13 protein-coding genes are annotated in these 19,768 nt (G+C 76.5%); 8 read left to right on the top strand and 5 right to left on the bottom strand.

The features are described from left to right. Positions 1-53 precede the first annotated feature (53 nt). The 7 genes from D7318_RS32730 to D7318_RS08350 are packed head-to-tail and all read left to right on the top strand — an operon-like array spanning position 54 to position 13,145. The gene (locus tag D7318_RS32730) at positions 54-2,870 is read left to right on the top strand and encodes a hypothetical protein (protein ID WP_183091323.1); all 2,817 of its coding nucleotides are present in this window, start codon (positions 54-56) and stop codon (positions 2,868-2,870) included. Further along, a complete protein-coding gene (eccCa, locus tag D7318_RS08375; RefSeq protein WP_120696244.1) occupies positions 2,858-6,910 on the top strand; it encodes a type VII secretion protein EccCa in 4,053 nt (1,350 codons plus the stop codon). Before D7318_RS32730 ends, eccCa begins: the two co-directional genes overlap by 13 nt. Then, positions 6,907-8,394 (top strand): type VII secretion integral membrane protein EccD, encoded by a 1,488-nt coding sequence (gene eccD / locus D7318_RS08370; protein WP_120696243.1) that lies wholly within the window; start codon positions 6,907-6,909, stop codon positions 8,392-8,394. The genes eccCa and eccD overlap by 4 nt, the downstream gene beginning before the upstream one ends. Further along, positions 8,391-9,809 carry a S8 family serine peptidase gene (locus D7318_RS08365; RefSeq protein WP_183091322.1) on the top strand — a complete coding sequence of 473 codons (1,419 nt, stop codon included), beginning with the start codon at positions 8,391-8,393 and terminating at the stop codon, positions 9,807-9,809. The genes eccD and D7318_RS08365 overlap by 4 nt, the downstream gene beginning before the upstream one ends. Positions 9,810-9,817: 8 nt before the next feature. Continuing rightward, entirely contained in the window at positions 9,818-11,278 is a 1,461-nt protein-coding gene (eccB, locus tag D7318_RS08360; protein ID WP_120696241.1) for a type VII secretion protein EccB, read from the top strand. After that, positions 11,275-12,474: a type VII secretion protein EccE gene (locus D7318_RS08355; RefSeq protein ID WP_230423523.1), complete on the top strand. Its 1,200-nt coding sequence runs from the start codon at positions 11,275-11,277 to the stop codon at positions 12,472-12,474. The genes eccB and D7318_RS08355 overlap by 4 nt, the downstream gene beginning before the upstream one ends. After that, entirely contained in the window at positions 12,471-13,145 is a 675-nt protein-coding gene (locus tag D7318_RS08350) for a hypothetical protein (protein WP_230423522.1), read from the top strand. The genes D7318_RS08355 and D7318_RS08350 overlap by 4 nt, the downstream gene beginning before the upstream one ends. Before the next feature lie 44 nt (positions 13,146-13,189). Here D7318_RS08350 and D7318_RS08345 read toward each other — a convergent pair whose 3' ends face one another. Genes D7318_RS08345 through D7318_RS08335 form a run of 3 tightly spaced genes read right to left on the bottom strand, consistent with a single transcriptional unit; the run spans position 13,190 to position 15,797 of the window. Continuing rightward, entirely contained in the window at positions 13,190-13,918 is a 729-nt protein-coding gene (locus tag D7318_RS08345; protein WP_120696239.1) for a YoaK family protein, read from the bottom strand. Continuing rightward, positions 13,915-14,364 carry a GlcG/HbpS family heme-binding protein gene (locus D7318_RS08340; RefSeq protein WP_120696238.1) on the bottom strand — a complete coding sequence of 150 codons (450 nt, stop codon included), beginning with the start codon at positions 14,362-14,364 and terminating at the stop codon, positions 13,915-13,917. The genes D7318_RS08345 and D7318_RS08340 overlap by 4 nt, the downstream gene beginning before the upstream one ends. A 32-nt stretch (positions 14,365-14,396) precedes the next feature. Next, the gene (locus tag D7318_RS08335) at positions 14,397-15,797 is read right to left on the bottom strand and encodes an aldehyde dehydrogenase family protein (protein ID WP_120696237.1); all 1,401 of its coding nucleotides are present in this window, start codon (positions 15,795-15,797) and stop codon (positions 14,397-14,399) included. A gap of 200 nt (positions 15,798-15,997) precedes the next feature. Between D7318_RS08335 and D7318_RS08330 the strand changes: the two genes are divergently transcribed. Next, positions 15,998-17,728 carry a PucR family transcriptional regulator gene (locus D7318_RS08330; protein WP_230423521.1) on the top strand — a complete coding sequence of 577 codons (1,731 nt, stop codon included), beginning with the start codon at positions 15,998-16,000 and terminating at the stop codon, positions 17,726-17,728. Here D7318_RS08330 and D7318_RS08325 read toward each other — a convergent pair. Both D7318_RS08325 and D7318_RS08320 read right to left on the bottom strand, forming a co-directional pair. Then, entirely contained in the window at positions 17,700-19,136 is a 1,437-nt protein-coding gene (locus D7318_RS08325) for an MFS transporter (RefSeq protein ID WP_230423520.1), read from the bottom strand. The genes D7318_RS08330 and D7318_RS08325 overlap by 29 nt on opposite strands. Next, positions 19,133-19,618 (bottom strand): RidA family protein, encoded by a 486-nt coding sequence (locus tag D7318_RS08320; protein ID WP_120696235.1) that lies wholly within the window; start codon positions 19,616-19,618, stop codon positions 19,133-19,135. Before D7318_RS08320 ends, D7318_RS08325 begins: the two co-directional genes overlap by 4 nt. Between the last annotated feature and the right edge of the window lie 150 nt (positions 19,619-19,768).

Raw genomic sequence — 19,768 nt, 5'->3', positions numbered from 1 at the left:
GGATCAGCACGTTCCAGGGTTCCACGCTTCACGTTCCACCAGAAAGGCCACTCATGTCCGGTGTCGACTTCACCAAGGAGGACGTCGCCGCCCAGGCGGGCGTCGATCCCTGGCAGGAGGCCACCGATTTCGCCGACGAGATCGACCCGGTCGCCATGGCCGAGGCGTCCCGCGGCTTCGCGTCCGCGGCGGGCGAGGCGGGCGGCGCCGCCGACCTGGCGTCCGCCGCCTCCGAGGCCGCGGCCGACAGCGCGACGACGGACGGCGTCTCGCACCACAACGCCGAGGAGAACGTCGCGATCACCACCAGGGACCTCCAGGGCGGCGGCGAGGACATCGAGGCGGTGGCCGAGGTCATCAACTCGGGGACCCGGCTCGCCCTGGCGACCGAGGAGGACGTCGTCGACCTCTACGAGCGGGCCAACGACGACTTCGACGGGCACCTGACCAGCGCCAGGGCCAAACTGGAGGAGAAACAGGGCGAGTTCAGGGACAACGCGGGCGACCTGTGGGGGCGGGTCCTCGACGGGGGACCCCTGGCGCCGCCCAGCGTCACGGTGGCGGGCACGGAGTACACCGCGGACGGCTCGACGGCCGGGGGCTGGTCGTTCCCACAGGCCGCCGTGGACGCCATCAGGACCCACTTCCTCACCCTGGCCGCCGAGGACGCCGAGGAGGTCCACGGCGACATCGAGACCGAGATCGACGACTACCGCGCGGCGATGACGCGCAAGGCGGGCGAGCTCGACGACCTCGGCTACGACCTCGGCGAAGGACCCCACGGCCTGTGGCACAGCGAGGGGATGGCGGAGTGGGCCGCCGAGGGGCTCCAGGAGGAGATGGCCCGCGACAACCCCGACCCCGAGCGGATGGACCTCTACACCCAGGGCCTCGGGATCGTCGCCAACGGCGTGTACGGCGACCCGAGCCGCCCCGGCGACCCGCTGCGGAGCCTCACGCCCGCGGAGCGCGACTACCTCGGGACGTTCTACGACGCGCTCGACGCCGACACGCTGGTCGCGCTCGGCCACTGGGAGGGCGACCCGGGATCGGCGCCCGACGCGGGCAGCGCCCATGTCGCCGCGATGGAACGCCTCGGCCTCGGCGCCGACGCGCAGCAACGCGTCGGCAACGGCATCAGCATGCTGCTCAACCCCGACATCGGCGGCCTCGACCCCGACGCGCACCCCTCCATGACGGGCCAGCGGCCCATGCCCGAGTCGATCAGGGAGCTGGTCTACGGCCTGGAGGTGGGCACCGGGAACGCGCCCGGATTCGACGGCCCGGTCGGCTACGACGAGGACACCGGCGACTACGTGGTCTCGGGCGTCCACGAGTTCCAGGGGCTGAGCAACCTGCTGGGGGCGAGCACCGTGCCGCAGGGGACGGACTTCGCCGTGGACGTGGGCGAGTCGGCCCTGCGCGTCCAGGAGCAGTTCAACGTCTTCGCCGAGCTGTACGGCACCCCGAGCCACTCGGGCGGCGAGGACGTCGCGGCCGTGACCACCAGGGACGGCGAGACGCTCTACATCGACGGCGACCAGCTCCGCGACCTCCGCTCGCTCGACACCGGCGCGAGCGGCGCCCTCGACGTGGTCTCCCGCGACCTGGACGCCAGCCAGCGGCTCCTGCTCGACGACGAGAACCTGACCCAGCTCATGGGCACCGACTGGGGCGGCCACGCGTCGGGCGCCGTCTCCGTGCTCGACACCGCGACCGAGCGCGGCCAGGAGACGGCGGAGCACGCCGAGCGGGCGGCCAGGATCGCGGAGAACGCGCTCACCACGGTCGGCGAGGACCCCTCCACCTGGCGTTCGCTCGTGCCCAAGGGCTCCGAGATGAGCGACGCGCTGGTGGGCGTGGCCGCCGACTACATCGACGCGTTCGCCGTCGGCATAGACCAGGAGGGCGTGCCCGCGGGCGAGGCACGGCGGGGCGAGGACGGCCTGTACACCGCGGGCTTCGTCCTCGACGGCAGGGAGACCAACGGCTCGGGCATGGGCTTCCTCGACTTCGTCGGCACCGGCTACGAGACGGGCGACGTCACCGCGTTCGTGCAGGACCCGGACTTCCTCGAACTCCACCTGGCCGCACAGGACTTCTCGTCCGGCGCGCTCGCGGCGGCGCTCGAGGACGGCGACGACTTCGCCATCGCGAGCGAGGAGCAGCGCCTCGGGCTGCTCTACGGGAACCTCGGCTACGCGGAGACGGCGAGCGCCATCAACTTCGCGCAGAACGAGTACGAGGCCCAGGCGGCGGCCCAGGCGCGGCGTGAGGCCATCACCGGCAGCATCTCCACGCTCGCCCTCGGCCATCCCGCGGGCCGGATCATCGACGGCGCCACCGCGGGGCTGAGCAACGAGGAGGCGCGGGAGTTCCTGCGCGCGACCCTCAACGACGCGGCGAGCAAGGGGGAGGAGAGCGTCATGTCCGTGGTGAACGAGCGGTTCGCCGACGGCGCGCCCGACGAGAGCCTCGTCCCCGAGTCGCACGAGGTGTGGGTCAACGAGTTCATGGTGGGCGGGCGCGAGAACGTCAGCTACACCGTGGTCGAGCAGCTCGCCGCCGCGGGCGAGGTGACCAGGGACACGACGCCGTCCCTCTTCGACGCCGAAGGGCGGCTCCGCCCCCGCGAGGACGTCGTGGGCACCGTGGGCATCAACGACTTCACCACCGCCTACGACCTCCACGGGCGATCCGACGCCTTCGACTACACCAGGGACTTCGTCGACGCGGTGCAGACCTACACGCCGAGCGGCCCGGGAGAGGTCGACGCGGAGCTGGTCAACCGCGTCACCTACGGGGACCACTTCACCGACCAGCGCACATCGGCCGTGGCGAGCGCGGAGGGACAGGAATGGCGGAACTGACGACGGCGACCGCGGCCTCGCCCGGACCCACCACCACCGTTCGGCGGCCCGCGCGGGCGGCGCGGCCCGTCGTGCCGTCGAGCGATCTCGTGGTCAAGGCGCCGCCGCGGCTTCCGCAGCCCGAGGACGGCAATCTGTGGATGACCGCGCTGCCCGCGCTCAGCGGCCTGGGGTCCGTGCTGTACATGCTGACCATGGACCGGGGGCCCATCGGCTATGTCGTCGGCACCCTGTTCCTCGTGTCGTGCCTGGCCATGGTGGTCGGCTCGGTGCTGCGGCAGCGCGGCTCGGCCAAGAGCCAGGCGCGCAACGAACGGCGGGAGTACCTGCGTTACCTCGAACGCACCCGCGCCGACGTGCGGCGGACCGCCGCCGCGCAGCGGGAAGCGCTGGAGTGGGACGCGCCGCACCCCGGCGTGCTGTGGGGCGTGGCGGCCAGCCGCAGGCTGTGGGAACGGCGCGGCTCCGACGGCGACTTCGGCGTGGTCAGGGTCGGAACGGGCCCCCGCTGGCTCGCCACCCCGCTGGTGCCCGGCGAGTCGGCGCCCGTCGAGGACCTCGACCCGCTCAGCTCGGTGGCGCTGCGGCGCTTCCTCGACACCCACGCGGTGGTGCCCGAGCTGCCGGTGCAGGTGGCGCTGCGGCGGTTCGCGTCCGTCGCGTTCACGTGCCGCCATGACCCGGCGGTGGCGCGCGCCCTGGTGCGCGCCGTCGTGGCGCACGCCGTCGCGTTCCACTCGCCGCGCGACCTGCGGCTCGTGGTGTGCGCGGGGGACATCGAGGGCGAGGCGTGGGGCTGGGCCAAGTGGCTGCCGCACGCGCACCACCCCGAGGAGCTGGACCACGCGGGCCCGGTGCGGATGGCGCACCCCGACCTGGCGACCCTGGAGGACTGGCTGGGCGCGGAGTTGACGCGCCGCGCCCGTTTCCACCGCGACGCCGAGCCCGACCCCGACCTGCCGCACCTGCTGGTGGTCCTGGACGGCGGGCGGCGGACGGGCGGCGAGGCGCTGCTCGACCCCGGCGGGATGCAGGCCGTCACGGTGCTCGACGTGGACGGCACGGCGGACGCGCTGACCGAGGCGCACGGCGTCAGGCTCGACGTGGACGAGGACGGGGCGCTGCACGTGGTCGCGGGCGAGACGCGCGACCGGCTCGGCGCCGCCGACGGCCTGTCCCCCGCCGAGGCGGACGCGCTGGCCCGGCAGCTCGCCCGCTACCGCGTCGACACGGCGGGCCCGGCGGCCGACGCCGAGGACCTGACGACCGCCGTCAACACCCTGCCCGCGCTGCTCGGCATCCCCGACCCCGGCGCCCTCGACCTGGACACGCTGTGGCGGCAACGGCCCATGCGGGACCGGCTCCAGGTGCCGATCGGGGTCTCGGCGGACGGCGGGCTGCTGAAGCTCGACATCAAGGAGTCGGCGCAGAACGGCATGGGCCCGCACGGCCTGCTGGTCGGCGCGACCGGCTCGGGCAAGTCGGAGCTGCTGCGGACGCTGGTGCTCGGGATGGCGGCCACCCACTCCCCCGAGCAGCTCAACTTCGTGCTGGTCGACTTCAAGGGCGGCGCCACGTTCGCCGGGATGGCCGAACTCCCGCACGTGGCCGCGGTGATCACCAACCTGGAGGACGACCTCACCCTGGTCGACCGCATGAGGGAGGCGCTCTCGGGCGAGATGAACCGCCGCCAGGAGGTGCTGCGCGACGCGGGCAACCTGGTGTCGGTCCGCGACCACGAGCGGGCCAGGCAGCGCGGCGCCGACCTGCCGCCGCTGCCCAGCCTGTTCATCGTGGTGGACGAGTTCTCCGAACTGCTCGCGCAGAAGCCGGACTTCGCCGACCTGTTCGTGCAGATCGGCCGCCTCGGGCGGTCGTTGGGGCTGCATCTGCTGCTGGCCTCGCAGCGCCTCGACGAGGGCAGGCTGCGCGGCCTCGAGGCGCACCTGTCGTACCGGATCGGGCTGCGGACGTTCTCCGAGGGCGAGAGCCGCACGGCGATCGGCGTCCCCGACGCGCACCACCTGCCCAACGCGCCGGGCCACGGCTATCTGCGGACGGACACGGCGACGCTCAAGCGGTTCCGCGCGGCGTATGTCTCGGGCCCCTACCGCACCGGCGAGGGCGAGGCGGGGGCGGCGCTCGGCGGGTCGCTCGCGGTGCGCCCCTTTCCCGCCTCCTATGTGCCGGTGCCAGCGGAGCAGCGCGCGCCCCAGTCCGAACGCGATGCCGAACGCGATGCCGAACCCCAGCGGGAGCCCGACGAGTTCGGCGAGGGCGAGGACCTGGGCAGCACGGTGCTCGGCGTGATCGTCGAACAGCTGGGCGGCCAGGGCCCTTCGGCCCACCAGGTGTGGCTGCCGCCGCTCGGCGCCCCCGAGTCGCTCGACGCGGTCCACGGCGACCTCGCGGTGCGGCCTGGGCGCGGCCTGTCCACGGCGCCGACGCGGCCCCCGCTGACGGCGGTCATCGGCACGGTGGACCGCCCGTTCCACCAGCGGCGCGACCCGTTCACGCTCGACCTGTCGGGCGCGGGCGGCCATGTCGCGATCGTCGGCGGCCCGCACAGCGGCAAGTCCACGGCCGTCCGCTCGTTGATCGCGTCGCTCGCGCTGCGCCACACGCCCGACGAAGTGCAGTTCTACTGCCTGGACTTCAGCGGCGCCCTGTTCGGGCTCGGGAAGCTCGCGCACGTCGGCGGGGTCGCGGGGCGGCTCGACGCGGAGACGGTCAACCGCACGGTGGCCGAGGTGCTCGAGGTCCTGGAGAGCCGGGAGAGCCGCTTCAGGGAGCTCGGCGTGGAGTCCATGGCGGACTACCGCCGCGCCCGCGCCGAAGGGCTGGCCGCCGACGACTTCGGCGATGTGTTCCTCGTGGTGGACGGCTGGGGCGTGCTGCGGCAGAGCTACCCCGAGATCGAGGCCACGCTGATGGCGGTCGCCGGGCGCATGCTGACCTATGGCATCCACCTGGTGATCACCGGGAACCGCTGGCTCGACATGCGCATGGCCATGCGCGACCTGGTCGGCACCAAGGTCGAGCTGAAGCTGGGCGACGCGCTGGACTCCGAGGTCGACAGGAAGACGCAGCGGACCGTTCCTGCCGGGCGCCCGGGGCGCGGCATCACGGCGGACCGGCTGCACTTCCTGACCGCCGTGCCCCGCGTGGACGGGCGGCACTCCGACGCCGGGCTCGCCGACGGCGTGGCCGACCTGGTCGCCCGGGTGAACGCGGCCTGGCAGGGCCGCCCCGCCCCCCGCGTCCGGCTGCTGCCGCCCAGCTTCCCCGTCACCGAGGTCGCCGAGCGCGACCTGGCGCGCGGCATCACCGTGGGCCTCGAGGGCAACCGCCTCGAGCCCGTGGTGTTCACGCCAGGCCAGGACGCCGGGATGATCGTGATCGGCGACAGCGAGTCGGGCAAGACGTCGCTGCTGCGCGCGGTCGCCCGGCAGGTGGTCCACGCGTTCCCGCCCGAGAGGGCCAAGCTCATCCTGCTCGACCACCGGATGACGCTGCTGCGCGAGTTCGACGGGCCGAGCCTGCTGGGGTACTCCACGACCCACGAGCGGTCGGCCGAGGTCATCGGCGGCGTGGCGCAGGGCCTGAAGAAGCGGCTGCCAGGCGCCGACGTGACGCCGGAGCAGCTGCGCGACCGCTCGTGGTGGAGCGGGCCCGAGATCTATCTGCTGATCGACGACTACGACCTGGTCGCCACGTCGGCGGGCAACCCCCTGCGCGCCCTGGTCGACTTCCTGCCGCAGGCCCGCGCGATCGGTCTGCACCTCTTCATCACCCGCCAGGCGGGCGGCGCGGCGCGCGCCGTGAACGACCCCGTGCTCGGCCGCCTCAAGGAGCTCAACTTCCCGGCCGTGCTGCTGAGCGTCCCCAAGGACGAGATGCCCATCTGGGGCGTGAAGTCCGCCAAGCGCGCCAAGGGCAGGGGCCTGCTGCTGCACCGGCGGCTCGGCACCGTTCCCGCCCAGCTCGTCCGCGCCGACTCCCCCCTCGCCACGTCCGACCGCAGTCAGGATCCCTCATGAACGGCAGCCTCACCCCGAACGCGACGGCGCGAAGGCCCGCGCGGGCCAGGGCGGCGACGCCCGCCGCACCCGCCGCACCCGCCGCGCCAAGCGCGCCCGCGGCGCCCGCCGAGTTCGTCCGCGTCGGCCTCGCGGGGGCGGCGGGGCGCGCCGACCTCGCGGTGCCCGCCGGGGTGCCGCTGGCCCGCCTCATGCCGACGCTGCTGCTGCACGCGGGCGAGGACCCCGGCCCCGACGGGGGCGTGCGCCACGGCGGCTGGGTGCTGCGGCGCGCGGACGGCACGCGCCTCGCGCCCGACCAGCCGCTGGTGGCGCAGGGCGTGCGCGAGGGCGACCTGCTCTTCCTGGCCCATGGCCACGACGACGCCACGCCCCCGCTCTACGACGACGTCGTCGAGGTGATCGGCGCCCACGGCGTGCGCGGCACCTGGTCCGGCGCCGGGACGCGCAAGGTCGCGGGGGCGCTCGCCGCCGTGGCCGCGCTGGCGGCGTGCGCCGCGCTGGCCGCCGCCCCCGGGCGGCTGCCCGGCTGGCTCGGCCTGGCGACGGCGCTGCTCGCCCTGGCCGTCGGCGTGCTGATGGCCCGCGCGTTCGGCGACAGCCGCGCCGGAACGGCCGCCGCCGTGCTGGCCGCCCCGCCCGCGATGATCGGCGCGGTCCGGCTGCTCGGCACCGAGGCGGGCACGGTCGACGGCTTCACCGCGGGCCATCTGCTGCTCGCCTGCGCGGTGCTCGCGGTGATCGGCGCGCTGGGCCCCGTGCTGGTCGGCGGCGGGGACGGCACGTTCACCGCGCTCGTGGTGGCCGGGGCGCTGGCCGCGGGCGGCGCCGCCGTCTGCGCGGTGTGGGACGCGGAGCCCGCGCGGGCCGCCGCGGTCGCCGGGCCGCTCGCCCTGGCCCTGACCACGGCATGGCCCGCCGTCGCGCTGCGCCTCGCCCGCCTCCCCGCGCCCGAAGTCGCCTCGGCCGCCGAGGACTTGGAGCGGCTGCCGAGCCAGCTCCAGTACGAGCGGCTGCGCGCCCGCGTGAACCGCGCCGGGCGGCTGCTGCGCGGCATGCTGGTGGGCAGCCACGTCGTCGCGGGCGGCGCCACGCTGGTGCTGTTCGCCGCGGGCGCGATGTGGGCCTCGGTCCTCGGCGGCGTCTGCGTCGTGCTGATCCTGCTGCGGGCGCGGCTGTTCAGGGAGGCGCGCCAGGCCGTGGTCCCGCTGGCCACGGCGCTGGTCACGGCGGGCGGCGGGGCGGCGTTCCTGCTGACCGCGTCCGTGGGCGACACCCTGCCGCTGCTCGGCGTCGCGCTGCCGCTGGCGTTGACGGTCGCCCTCGTCGCGGGCTGCGTCGCGCTGTTCGCGGGCCGGTCGAGGTCGGGCCCGCGCCTGTCGCGGGCCCTGGACACGCTGGAGACGCTGCTGCTGGTCGCGGTCGTGCCGCTGGTGCTCGCCGTGTGGGAGGTCTACACGACGCTCCTCGACCTGAGGGCGTGAGGCCGTTGCCCCGCCGACCGGCCGCCGCCGTCGCCGCGCTCGCCGTCGCGGCGACCCTCGCCACGCCGCTCGCCGCCGCGCCAGGGGCGGCGGCGGCCGAGTGCCGCACCGAGGTCACCGGCGCTGAGCTGCCGGACGGCGGCCCGCACCGGCTCATCGACCGGCTCGGCCTGCGCCAGGCGTGGGACCTGGCCACCGGGGCCGGTGTGACCGTCGCGGTGATCGACTCGGGCGTGGACGCCACCCACCCCGACCTCACGGGCGCCGTGGCCCGCGGCAGCGAGTTCGCGATGACGCGGGACGCCGACGAGTTCGCGCGCACCACCCCCCTGCCCGAGCAGGACTGCGAGGGCCATGGCACCGCCGTCGCGGGCCTGGTCGCGGCCCGCCGCTCCGAGGGCGACCGGATGGCGGGCGTCGCGCCCGGCGCCCGGATCTACCCCGTGCGCATCGCCGACGGCGTCGGCGAGGCCAGCCCCAACGCCCTCGCCGCCGCCGTGAACGACGCGGTGGACTCGGGCGCCTCCGTGCTCAACCTGTCCTTCGCCTATCCCACCGACGCGGAGCCGCTGCGCGAGGCGGTCGAACGCGCCCTGGCCGACGACGTGGTCGTGGTCGCGGCGGCGGGCAACGAGGGCACCGAGGACGTGCCCATGTACCCGGCCGCCTACGACGGCGTGCTCGCCGTGGGCGCGGTCGGCGACGACGGGCGGGCGATGGACCGTTCCAACGCGGCCGACTGGGTGGACCTGGCCGCCTATGGCGAGGACCTGATCGTGGTCTCGTCGGGCGGCTCCGGGTACCGCCAGGAGTCGGGCACGAGCTTCGCCACCGCCCAGGTCTCGGGAACGGCGGCGCTGGTGCGCTCCCGCTTCCCCGGCCTCTCGGGGCCCGAGGTGGCCGCCCGCCTCACCGGCTCGGCGACCCCGGCGGCCGGGGACGAGGGCGCCAGGACGGGCGCGGGGATCCTCGACCCGTTCGCCGCGCTGACCCACCTCGAAGGCGGCGGGGGAGGCGGCGACGGGGACGACGGCGCGGCCCAGCCGGGCGGCATCCCCGTCCAGGCGCTCCCCACCGACGAGCCGCTGCTCGGCCCGACCGCGGCCACCGCCGTGGCGTGGAGCGCCGGGCTGCTGCTCGCCGTCGTCCTGGGGCTGCTCGCCGCGCCCGCCGTGCGGCGCGCGGCCAGGCGCGGCTGGCGGCTCGGCCCCGACGACGAGGGCGCGGGCGCGGGTGCGGGCGCGGGCGCGGCGGGGGGCGCGGGCGCCGCGGGTGGCGCCGCGTCCGACCGGAAGCCGCCCGCGCGCACCCCCGCGGCCGCGCGCCTCGGCTGGCTCGACGGCAGCGGGACACCGACGGCGGGCCGCCCCACCTCCCCGAGGCACCCCAACTCACCCAGGAACCGGACCGGATAGGCGAGACGATGGCCACGACACGCGAACAGGCGGAGGCGTACGCCTACGAGAACCGCCGCCGCACCACCAGCCTCATCCGCGGCGCCGACGAGGCCCGCGACGACCCGCGCCGCCGCCTCAACTGCGCGGTCGGCGGCGGCACCGCCGTGGGGGTGCTGATCATGGCGGGCTTCGGCATCGCCGGGTGGCTCGGCGCGGGACGCGGCCCCGACCTGCCGGGCAGCGGCGCGGTGGTCGCGAGCGGCAGCGGCGACCGCTACGTGGTCGCCGAAGGCGTGGTGCACCCCGCGCTCAACCTCGCCTCCGCGCTGCTGGTCGGCGGCGGTGAGGTGACCGAGGTGCGGCAGTCGGCCCTGGACGAGGCGCCGCGCGGCCTGCCCGTCGGCATCCCGGGGGCCCCCGACGCGCTGCCGGGGCGCGACGACCTGGTCGATGACGACTGGACGCTGTGCGCGACGCCTTCGGAGACCGGCGGCGCCCCCGCGGACACGGCGCTCTATGTCTCCGTGCCCGGCGTCGCCCCCGGGGGCGAGGGCGCGGACGGCGGCTCGACGGTGCTGGCCCAGGAGGAGGACGGCGCGCTGTGGCTGCTGACCGAGGGCCGCCGTTACGCGCTGACGCCCGAGATCAGGGACGTGCTCGGCCTCCAGCGGGTGACGCCCGTGGCGCTGCCACGCGGCATCATCGCGGCGCTCCCCGAGGGCCCGGAGATCGCCGTCCCCGAGGCGGGCGGCGGCGCGGGCGGGCTGCCCACCGTGGACCTGCCGTTCCCCGCGGCGGTCGGCGACCTCGCGCACATCGAACTGGGCGGCGCGAGCCCGCAGTTCTACGTCGTCCGCCCCGACGGCCTGGTCGCCGTCTCCGAGCTGGTGTACACGCTGCTGCTCACCGGCGACGTCACCGACCACGAGCTGAGCGGCCCCGACGTGGCGCGCGCGGCCCGTTCCGACGACACCGCCCCCGGCGACCCGGCGTGGCCCGAGACGCTGCCCGCCGCCGACGAACCCGAACGGAACCAGCCCGTCTGCGTCTCGACGCCACCGGGCGCGGAGCCGGGCGACGCGCCGTGGCGGGCCACCGTGCACCTGCCCCCGACGATGCCCGAGCCCGAAGGGGTCACCGCCGTGGCGGCGGGGGACGGGGCCAGGCTCGGCCTGCTCGACCGCGTCTATGTGCCCGCGGGCCGTGGCGCGGTGGTGCGCGCGGTCTCGTCGGCGGGCGCGGGAGGCACCTACACCCTGGTCACGGACGGCGGAACGGCCTACCCGTTCGCCTCGGACGAGGCGGTGGAACGCCTGCGGTACCGGCCGGGTGACGCCCCTTCGGTGCCGCGCAGCTTTGTCGCGCTCCTCCCGGCGGGCCCGGCCCTCGACCCGCGGGCGGCCGCCCAGGAGCAGCGCGGCGAGGCGGCGCCCGAGCAGGACGAGCCCGAGGACGAGGGGGCCGAGAACGAGGAGGAGACGGGATGAGCGCCATGACAGCGACGGCCCGAGTCCGGGCCGGGACGGGGGCGTTCGGGCGGTTCGGGCGGGGCCGGGTGGTCGCCGTCGAGGCGGGGCTCGGCTCGCTCGCCGCCGGTGTCGCGTTCGGCGGCCCCTGGGGCTACGCCCTCGCGGGCGCAGGGGCGGCCACGGTGGCCGGGGCGCTGCTGCGGCTGCGCGGGCGCTGGGCGGAACAGCGCCTCGTCGCCCGGCTCTCGCGCGACGCGCTCGCCGTCGCACCGGTGGCCGCCGGGCCGCGCGACGACGGGCTCGGCCTCGTCCACGCCCTGCTGCCCGCGCTCGACGTGACGGAGGTCGCCGACCGCAACGGCGGCCCCATGGGCGTCATCTCCGACGGGCGCGGCCACGCGGCGGTCGTGGAGTTCCCCGGCGGCACGCTGCCCGCGCTGCCCGCCGCGGAGGTCGCGCGCTGGCTCGCCGATGACCCGGCACGGCCCGCGGCGGCGCAGGTGGTGGTCGAGCAGTTCGGGCTGCCGCCCTGGGACCTCCACTACCGCTACCAGCCGACCGCCACCTACCGGCAGCTCCCGTTCGGCGGGCGCCCGGTCGCCGTGCGCGCCTGGCTGGTGGCGCGTTACGAGCCGTTCGACGCGCCCGAGGCGGCCGAGCGGCGCGGCGGCGGCGAGGCGGGGGCGCGGGCGGCGGTGCTCGCGGCGACGGCCAGGCTGCGCGCGCGGCTGGCCGCGGCCGGGGCGCCGACGAGCGCGCTCGGCGCCGACGCGGTGCGCGAGCTGCTGCGGCAGCTCGGCGACGCGTCGGGCAACGGGCGCCCGCTGTCCGGCAGTTGGGCCGGTGACGCGGCGGCGCACTGCACGGTCACCGCGTCGGTGGCGGGCCAGAACGACTGGTGGCGGCTGCTCGACGGGCTCTCGGGCTGTGCCGCGGACCGCGTGGTGACGGCCGCGACCCTGACGGCCGCGACGCCGACGCCGACGTCGGCCGGTGGTGGCCCCGAGGCGGGGCTCACCGTCAGGACCGCGGTCCGGGTGGTCAGCACGCTCGCGCAGCACGCCGCGACCGAACGCGACCGGCTGCTGCGCGCGAACGTCGTGGGCCCGCCCGCGGCCGACCAGCGCGCCGGGCTGCTGGCGACGCTGCCGCTGGCGTATCCGTCCCGCTCGCTGGTCGCGGCGGCGGGCTTCGCTCCCAGGGAGGACGCATGAGGCTGCCTGATCGAGCGGCGCTGCCCGCCGTGCGGTGGGGCGACGCGTCGCCCGCGCCGTTCCGGCTTGTCCCCGCGGACGCGGGCGTCCACCTGGGCACGGGCAGGGACGGGCGGCCCGTCCGCCTGGCCGCGCCCGGACCCGCGGGCGTGCGGATCGGCGTGTTCGGGGAGTCGCTCTTCGGGCGGCTGTTCGCGCTGCGGCTGCTGGCCGTGGGCGCGCGGGTCACGGCGGCGACGCGGGTGCCCGAGCAGTGGACCGGGCTCGCGGGCGCGGCGGGGGACCGGCTGGTGATCGGCGACTCCGCCGCGGGCTGGCTGCGGCACGTGCCCGCGCCGCCCACGGTGGGCGCTGGCCCGCAGGCGCTCGTCTGCGACCAGCGCCGCCCCCCGCCCGCCGCCACCGCGGAAGGGCCCTGGCGAACGGTGCTGCACGTGACGCGCGGCGCGCCGCGGTCGTCGGCGTTCTGGGGCTCGGCCCACGCGGTGCTCGCGCTGGACGCGCAGTTCGCCGACGCGGTGGGCCGCATCCTCGGCGACCGGGCGGCCAGGGCCACGGCGGCGCTGGCCCCGGGCGAGATCGCGCTGTTCACCCCGGGCGCCGGCCACGAGGTCCTGCACCCGGACATCGCCCCCGGCGAAACGGCCCTCCTGACCCCGAACCTCCCGTAAACGGTCGGCCCGCGGCGCCGGAACGACCGCGGCGACGGTTCGGGTCAGCCCCGGGCGGACGCCGTGCGCCGCCGTGGCCCCCGCATCGCCGCGAGCGTGACCACCAGGGCCGTCGTGGCCGGGGCGACCGCCGCGGCCGCGACGTTCCACCGGGCGAGCAGCAGCCCGCCCGCGAGCCCGCCCACGAGCAGGGCGCCGAGGATGCCGCAGCGCAGCCCCGCGTGCCGCCGGTCCCCCGTGGCCAGGCCCGCGATCAGCGACGTGAGCGTGCCGGTCACGAATGTCGAGGTGATCCCGGCCCGGTCAAGGCCCCGGGCCGCGGCCGTCTGCGTGCCCATCGCCGCGGCCGACACCAGGATCAACGCCGCGCCCTCGGCGCCGCCGGGGCGGGCGCCGGTCGCGGCCCACCCGGCCAGGAACGCCACGTGCAGCGCGAGCACCACGGCCAGCGCCGCGGCGAACCCGCGGGGCCACGGCGACCCGGGGCGCGCGGGCGAGGCGGCGGGCAGCAGCCGGAATCCGGCCAGCATGCCGACCGCGAAGCCCGCGAACGAGGCGGTGCAGCGCAGCACATCGCCCGTGAGCAGCTCGGCCCACGACCCGCCTGCCGCGGCCGACATCCCGACCAGGACCAGATTGCCGGTCATGTTGGCGGTGAACACCCCGCCCAGGCCGAAGAAGGAGATCGCGTCGGTGATCCCCGCGGTGAACGTGAGGAGCACGAGCACCGCGTCGACGCGCCGGGCGCCGCGCCGCCTGGCGCCGTTCGTCATGAGGCCCGTGGGGCGACCTTCCGCTCGAACGCGGCGAGTGCCGCCGCCCCCACGGCCTTGTCCTGGTCGCCGTTGCCGCCGCTGACGCCGACGGCGCCGATCACCTGGCCGTCGAACACCACGGGGAAGCCGCCGACGAACGCCGCGAACCGGCCCGGGTGCATGTGCTGGATGCCGAACGCCTCGTTGCCCGGCAGCGCGGGGCCGCCCGGCTCCTCGTTGAACAGGTGGGTGGCGCGCTGGTGGCCCGCGGCGGTGAACGCCTTGGCGATGGCGATCTCGACGCCGGTCAGCCGGGCGCCGGTCATCCGGTGCAGCGCGATGGGGTGCGCGCCGTCGTCGGCGACGCAGATGGTCTGCCTGACGCCGATCCGCGCGGCCTCCGCCTCGGCGGCCTCCAGCATGATCAACGCGTCCTCGAGAGTCAGTCGGTGGATGGTGTGCATCGGCCCTCCGGTCGGCACGGCCCGGGCCGCTGTCAGCCCAGGTAGTTGCAGTAGACGGTCTTGGTGTCGGTGACGAACTCGAGCGCGGTGCGGCCCCCTTCGGGGAAGGCGCCCGAGCTCGAGCTGCCCCAGCCGCCGAACGGTGGCGCGACGCCGTTGCCCGTCGTGCGCTCGTTGACCTTGACCACGCCGCAGCGCACGGCCTTCAGGAAGCGGCCCGCGGTGCCGAGGTCCCTGGTGTGCACGGCGGTGACCAGGCGGTGCGCGTCGGCGTTGATGACGGCCGTGGCCTCGTCCGGCCCCTCGACGGGCACCACCGAGAGCAGCGGACCGAAGATCTCCGCGGTGTTGACGGGGTGGTCCGCCGGTACGCCGGTGAGGACGGTGGGCAGCACCCAGTGCCCCGCCGGGTCCGCGTCGGCCGCCAGGGCGCCCTGCCCCGCGACGGCCGCGCCCGCCGACAGGGCCGAGTCGAGCAGCCCGTCGATCCGCTCCCGCTGCGCGGCCGTCGCGGCGGGGCCGAGGTCGGCGGCGGGGTCGTCGCCCCGGCCCGCCGTGAGCCGCGCCGCCTCCTCGGCGAGCAGCTCGGTGAACGCGGCGGCCACGGGCCGTGCCACCAGCACCCGGTCCGTGGCGGTGCACACCTGCCCGGTGAGCCCGAACGCCCCGGCCGCGACCCGCGCGGCGGCGCGCGGCAGATCGGCGTCGGCGCACACCAGCGCCGCGTTGTGGCCGCCGAGCTCGAACTGGAGCCTGGCGCCGGGCGACACGGTCCGCCGCAGCACCGCGCCGACCCGGTCCGAGCCGGTGAAGGTGACGGCCCGCACCTCGGGCGCCCCCACGAGGGCCGCCATCGCCCCGGGGTCGTCGCCCTGCACCACGCGCAGCGCCTCCTCGGGAACGCCGCCCCGGTGGCACGCCGCGGCCAGCCGCTCGCCCGCCCCCGGGGTGACGGGCGACGGCTTGAAGACGACGGTGTTGCCCGCCGCGAGGGCCGGGGCGATCTTGCGGGCGGCGAGCGAGAGCGGGAAGTTCCACGGGGTGATGGCCACGACGACGCCGAGCGGCACGCGCAGCGTCCACGCGGCGAGACCGGCCGACTCGTCCGGGTACGTGGTCCCCTCGACCAGGAAGGCGAGTTGGGCGGCGAGCCTGAACTGCTCGACAGTCTTGGCCACTTCGGTGCGCGCCGCGCCCACGGGCTTGCCCTCTTCGCGGCTGATCAGCAGGGCCAGGTCCGCGGCCTCGGCGGCCAGCTCGTCGGCCGCGCCCGACAGCGCGGCGGCGCGCTGCCCCGCGGGGGCCGAGGCCCAGTCGTCGAAGGCCAGGTGCGCGGCGCGCACGGCCGCCACGGCGTCATCGGGGCGCGCCGCGCGCACCTCGGCGACGGTCTCGGAAGGGGCCGCGGGGTCGGTCGACCGCAGGGTGCTCACGGCGCCGTCCCGGCCGGGCTCTGGTGCACAAGGGGATTTCTCGACAAGATGACCTCCACGTTCCCATCTGCCGGACGGTGCTTCGCTTCTTCACCGGGGTCCAGCATCGGCGCTCCCGGCCCCGGCGGCTTCGTACAATCCGCACCATCGCCGCAGGAGGATGTAGGCACATGGCACACGGCGTTCCGCACATGTCCCCGATGACAGTCGAGTCCCTGCTGGCCGAGCCGGTGCTCCGCGGCCGTTTGCTCGGCGGGAAGGCGGGGCTGCGCCGCACGGTCAGCTGGTGCCTGCCGCTGGCCGAGCTGCCGCGGGGCCCAGGGTCCGGCCACCGGCCCTCGGGCGCCGCGGGCGATGACCTGGCGGGCATCGCCGTGTACGCCGCCGCGGCCCAGCTCGTCGCCGCGCCCGATCCGCGGCTGCTGCTCGCCGGGTTCGCCCAACGGGGGGCCGCCGCCGTGCTCGCGCGGGCGCGGGCGGCCACCGAGCCCGACCTGGCGCCCCTGATGCGGGCGGCGGACAGCGCGGGGCTGCCGCTCGTGCGGCTGGCCCCCGAGGCCGACTACCACGCGATCGGGCGGCTGGTAGCGGTCAAGGCCATCGCGGACAGCGCGCACGTCCTGGAGTACAGCGTCCGGGTACACCGCACGCTGGGCGAGGTCTTCGCGTCGGGCTCGGGGCTGCCCGCCCTGGCGCGTTCCATGGCGACGCTGTCCGGCGGCGCCGTGCTGATCACCGACCAGCACGGCGAGTTGCTCGCCAGGGCGGAGCGGGACCGCGCGGCCTCGGACGAGGAGTGGCGTGGGCTCGCGCACGCGGTGCACCGGCGGGCGGCCGAGGGCGCGACCGCGGAGCCCGAGCCGCGTGGTTCGGGGCGTCACCACGTCGCCGCCCGCGACCTGGCGGTCGACGCCCCGTGGGGCGAGCGGCTGCATGTCGTCCGCGCCCCGGTGAGCGTCGCGGGCGAGCCCTACGGCACGGTCGCCGTCGTCGAGCCCGCGCTGCCGCCCGACGCCCACGACCTCGCCCAGCACCGGGTGATCGTCGAGCAGGGCGCGCCGCTCGTGGCGTCCGAGATCCTGCGGCAGCGCTCCGTCACCGAGGCGGAGGAACGTTCCCGCGACGACTTCGTCGACACCCTGGTGCACGGGCGCTTCACCGACCCCCACGCGTTGCAGGCCCGCTCCCGGCACCACAGGTTCGACATGGAGTCACGGCACGCGGTGTTCGTCGTCCCCGTCCCCTCCGCCGACGCGGCGCGGGCGCAGGCGCTCCAGCGCTCGGTGGCCGCCGCCCGCGGCAAGGGCTTCACGATGGCCGCGCTGATGGGACAACTGATCGTCGTGGTGGCCGAGTTCGCCGCCGAGGCGGACGCGCCGTCCGACGCGAGGGCCGAACGGGACGCGCTGCGCCGCTTCGGCCGACAGCTGCACCGGCTCGTCGCGGACCGCACGGGCGGCGCGGCGCAGGTGGCGCACGGGCGGGTGGCGCAGGGCGCGGCCGGGGTGGCGGCGAGCTTCCGCGAGGCGCGGACGGCGCTCGAGCTGTCCCGCAGGGTGCGGGTGCCCGAGGTGTGCGGCTACGACGAGCTGCGGGTGTTCGCCGCGGTGGAGGAGGCCGCGGCCAGCCCGCAGGGGCGGGCGTTCGCGCGTGAGGTGCTCGAGCCGCTGCGCCGCGCGGACGGCCAGACGGGCAACCTCGAGGAGGTCGTGCTCGCGTACATCGCGGAGTCGGGGAACCTGAACGCGGCGGCGCGCAGGCTGCGGCTGCACCGCAACACGATGCTCTACAAGCTGGAACGCGCCTCGCGGGCCCTCCAGATGGATGTGCGGTCGTCGGAGACGCAGTTCACGGTGTGGCTGGCGCACCGCATCCAGACGCTCGACGACTCCCTGCGGGCGCTCAGGGCCGAGCTCTCCCCGCCCGCGTAGCGAGGCGCGGCCCCCGCGCTTCGGGCTCGTCGGGACCGTTCGGGTCCTTCGGGTCCTCGGGGTCCTTCGGATCGGCGCCGAGGAACGACGCGGCGAAGCCTGCCACGGCCAGGGCCGCGCACACCGCGAAGACCCACACGAGCTGGCCAGGGCGGGTGCCGAGCAGGGCCACACACGCCGCGCCGAGCGCCGTCGCGCCAAACCTGACCAGGTTGAACAGGCCGAGTCCCGCGCCCGTTCCGCCCGCGGGGGAGCGGGAGGCGCCGGTCGCCGCCGGGGTCTGCACGAAGGCGACCCCGGCTCCGACGAGCACGAGCGCCGCCACGACCGTCGGGGCCCCGCCGCGCAGCCCGGCCACGGCGGCGAGCAGGCCCAGCCCCGCGACGAGGGTCAGCAGGCCGCACCTCATCACCAGCCTGCCGCCGAGCCGTTCGGTGCACCGGCCCGCCACGGGGGCGAGCCCCGCCATGGCGAGCGGCAGCGCCAGCACGGCGAGCCCGGTGTGCGCCTGCGACATCCCGTGCGTCCCGACCAGGTGGACCGGGGCGGCGAGCAGGGTGGCGCCGAGGGCGAACATCTGCGCGGCGACGGCGAACGAGGAGCGCAGATAGCGCGCCTCCACGAGGTGGCGCGGGCGCAGGAACGCCTCGGAACGGCCCCTCTCCACGAGGACGAAGACGCCGATGAACGCCAGCCCGAGCCCCGTCATGCCCCACACCGCGGGCGAGCGGAACCCCAGCGCGGGTACGGCCGAGGTGGCCGAGAGCAGCAGCGCCGCGCCCCCGGTGAGGGTGAGCGCCCCACGCCACTCGAGCCGGGGGCGCCGCGCGGACGGCGCGTCGCGGGGCAGCAGCAGCCACCCCCCGAGCACCACGAGCAGCGAAAGCGGCACGATCTGCCAGAACACCGCGCGCCAGCCGAACAGTTCGGCCAGCAGCCCGCCCGTCGTCGGGCCGAGCGCCTGCCCCGCGCCGTTCGCCGCCGCCCACAGCGACAGCGCCCTGCTGCGCCGCTCCTCGCCGAGCACCTGGACCACCAGGACCATCACCGCGGGAAGCACCGGCGCGGCGGACAGCCCCTGGAGCATCCGGAACGCGACGAGCACCGGCAGGCTGGGCGCGAGGGCGGCGCCCGCCGCGCCCACCACCATGCACAGCATCGCGGCGCACAGCACCCGCCGGTGCCCGAGGCGGTCGCCGAGCCAGCCGGACAGCGGCATGAGCGCGGCCAGCGTCACGGGGAACGCGGTGGCGACCAGGACGCCCCGGCCGAGCGGCGCGTCCAGGTCGCCGAGGAGCGCCGTCATCGGCACGTTGACCACGGTGTTGGCCATCGTGGTGGTCACGGTCGCGGTGAGCAGCGGCAGCAGACCCCAGCGGCTCGGGCGCCCTGGGCGGCCCGCGGTCACGGTGTGACGGCCGCGGTCAGCTCGACCTCGACCGGGGCTCCCGACGGCAGTGAGCGCACCCCGATCGCGGACCTGACGGGCAGCCCGGCCCCCGGCGCGGCGGCGAGCAGCGCCGCCGACGCGCCGTCCGCGACCGCCGAGAGCGCGTGGAACTCCTCGGTGCAGGCGACATGGACGGTCATCCGGAGAAAGCGCCGCAGCCGCGCCGCGTCGCCGAGCTCCGCCACGATCGCGGCGCACGCGTTGCGGGCCGCGACGCCCGCCGCCTCGTGGGCCGCCGCCGCGTCCACGTCGCGGCCCACGACCCCCGTGACCGTGAGCCGACCGCCGATCCGCGGCGTCATCCCCGCGCTCATCGCGAGACCGCCATCGACCACCGCGGCGCGGTACGCCCCCTGCGGGCGCGGCGCGTCGGCGCCCGTCGCGTCGGACACCGGGCCGCGCGGCGGCCCGGTCGGTGCGTGCGTGTGCGACTCGGACATGCGACGAGTATCCGCCGCGGCCTTCCGCGCGATCCATGTGCGTTCCGACCTGGCGGACGGGAAAAGCTTGGGCACTCCGCACATTCCTGGGCGCGGGCAACTCCCGGGATTCCGAGGGGAAACGTGATGGAAACGGCGGGGGCTCGTGGG

It is taken from the genome of Streptomyces radicis (assembly GCF_003626575.1).
GTDB classification, from domain to species: Bacteria; Actinomycetota; Actinomycetes; order Streptomycetales; family Streptomycetaceae; genus Streptomyces; species Streptomyces radicis.
The sequence above is the reverse complement of the archived record's forward strand: the minus strand, read 5'-3'. Positions and strand labels throughout refer to the sequence as shown.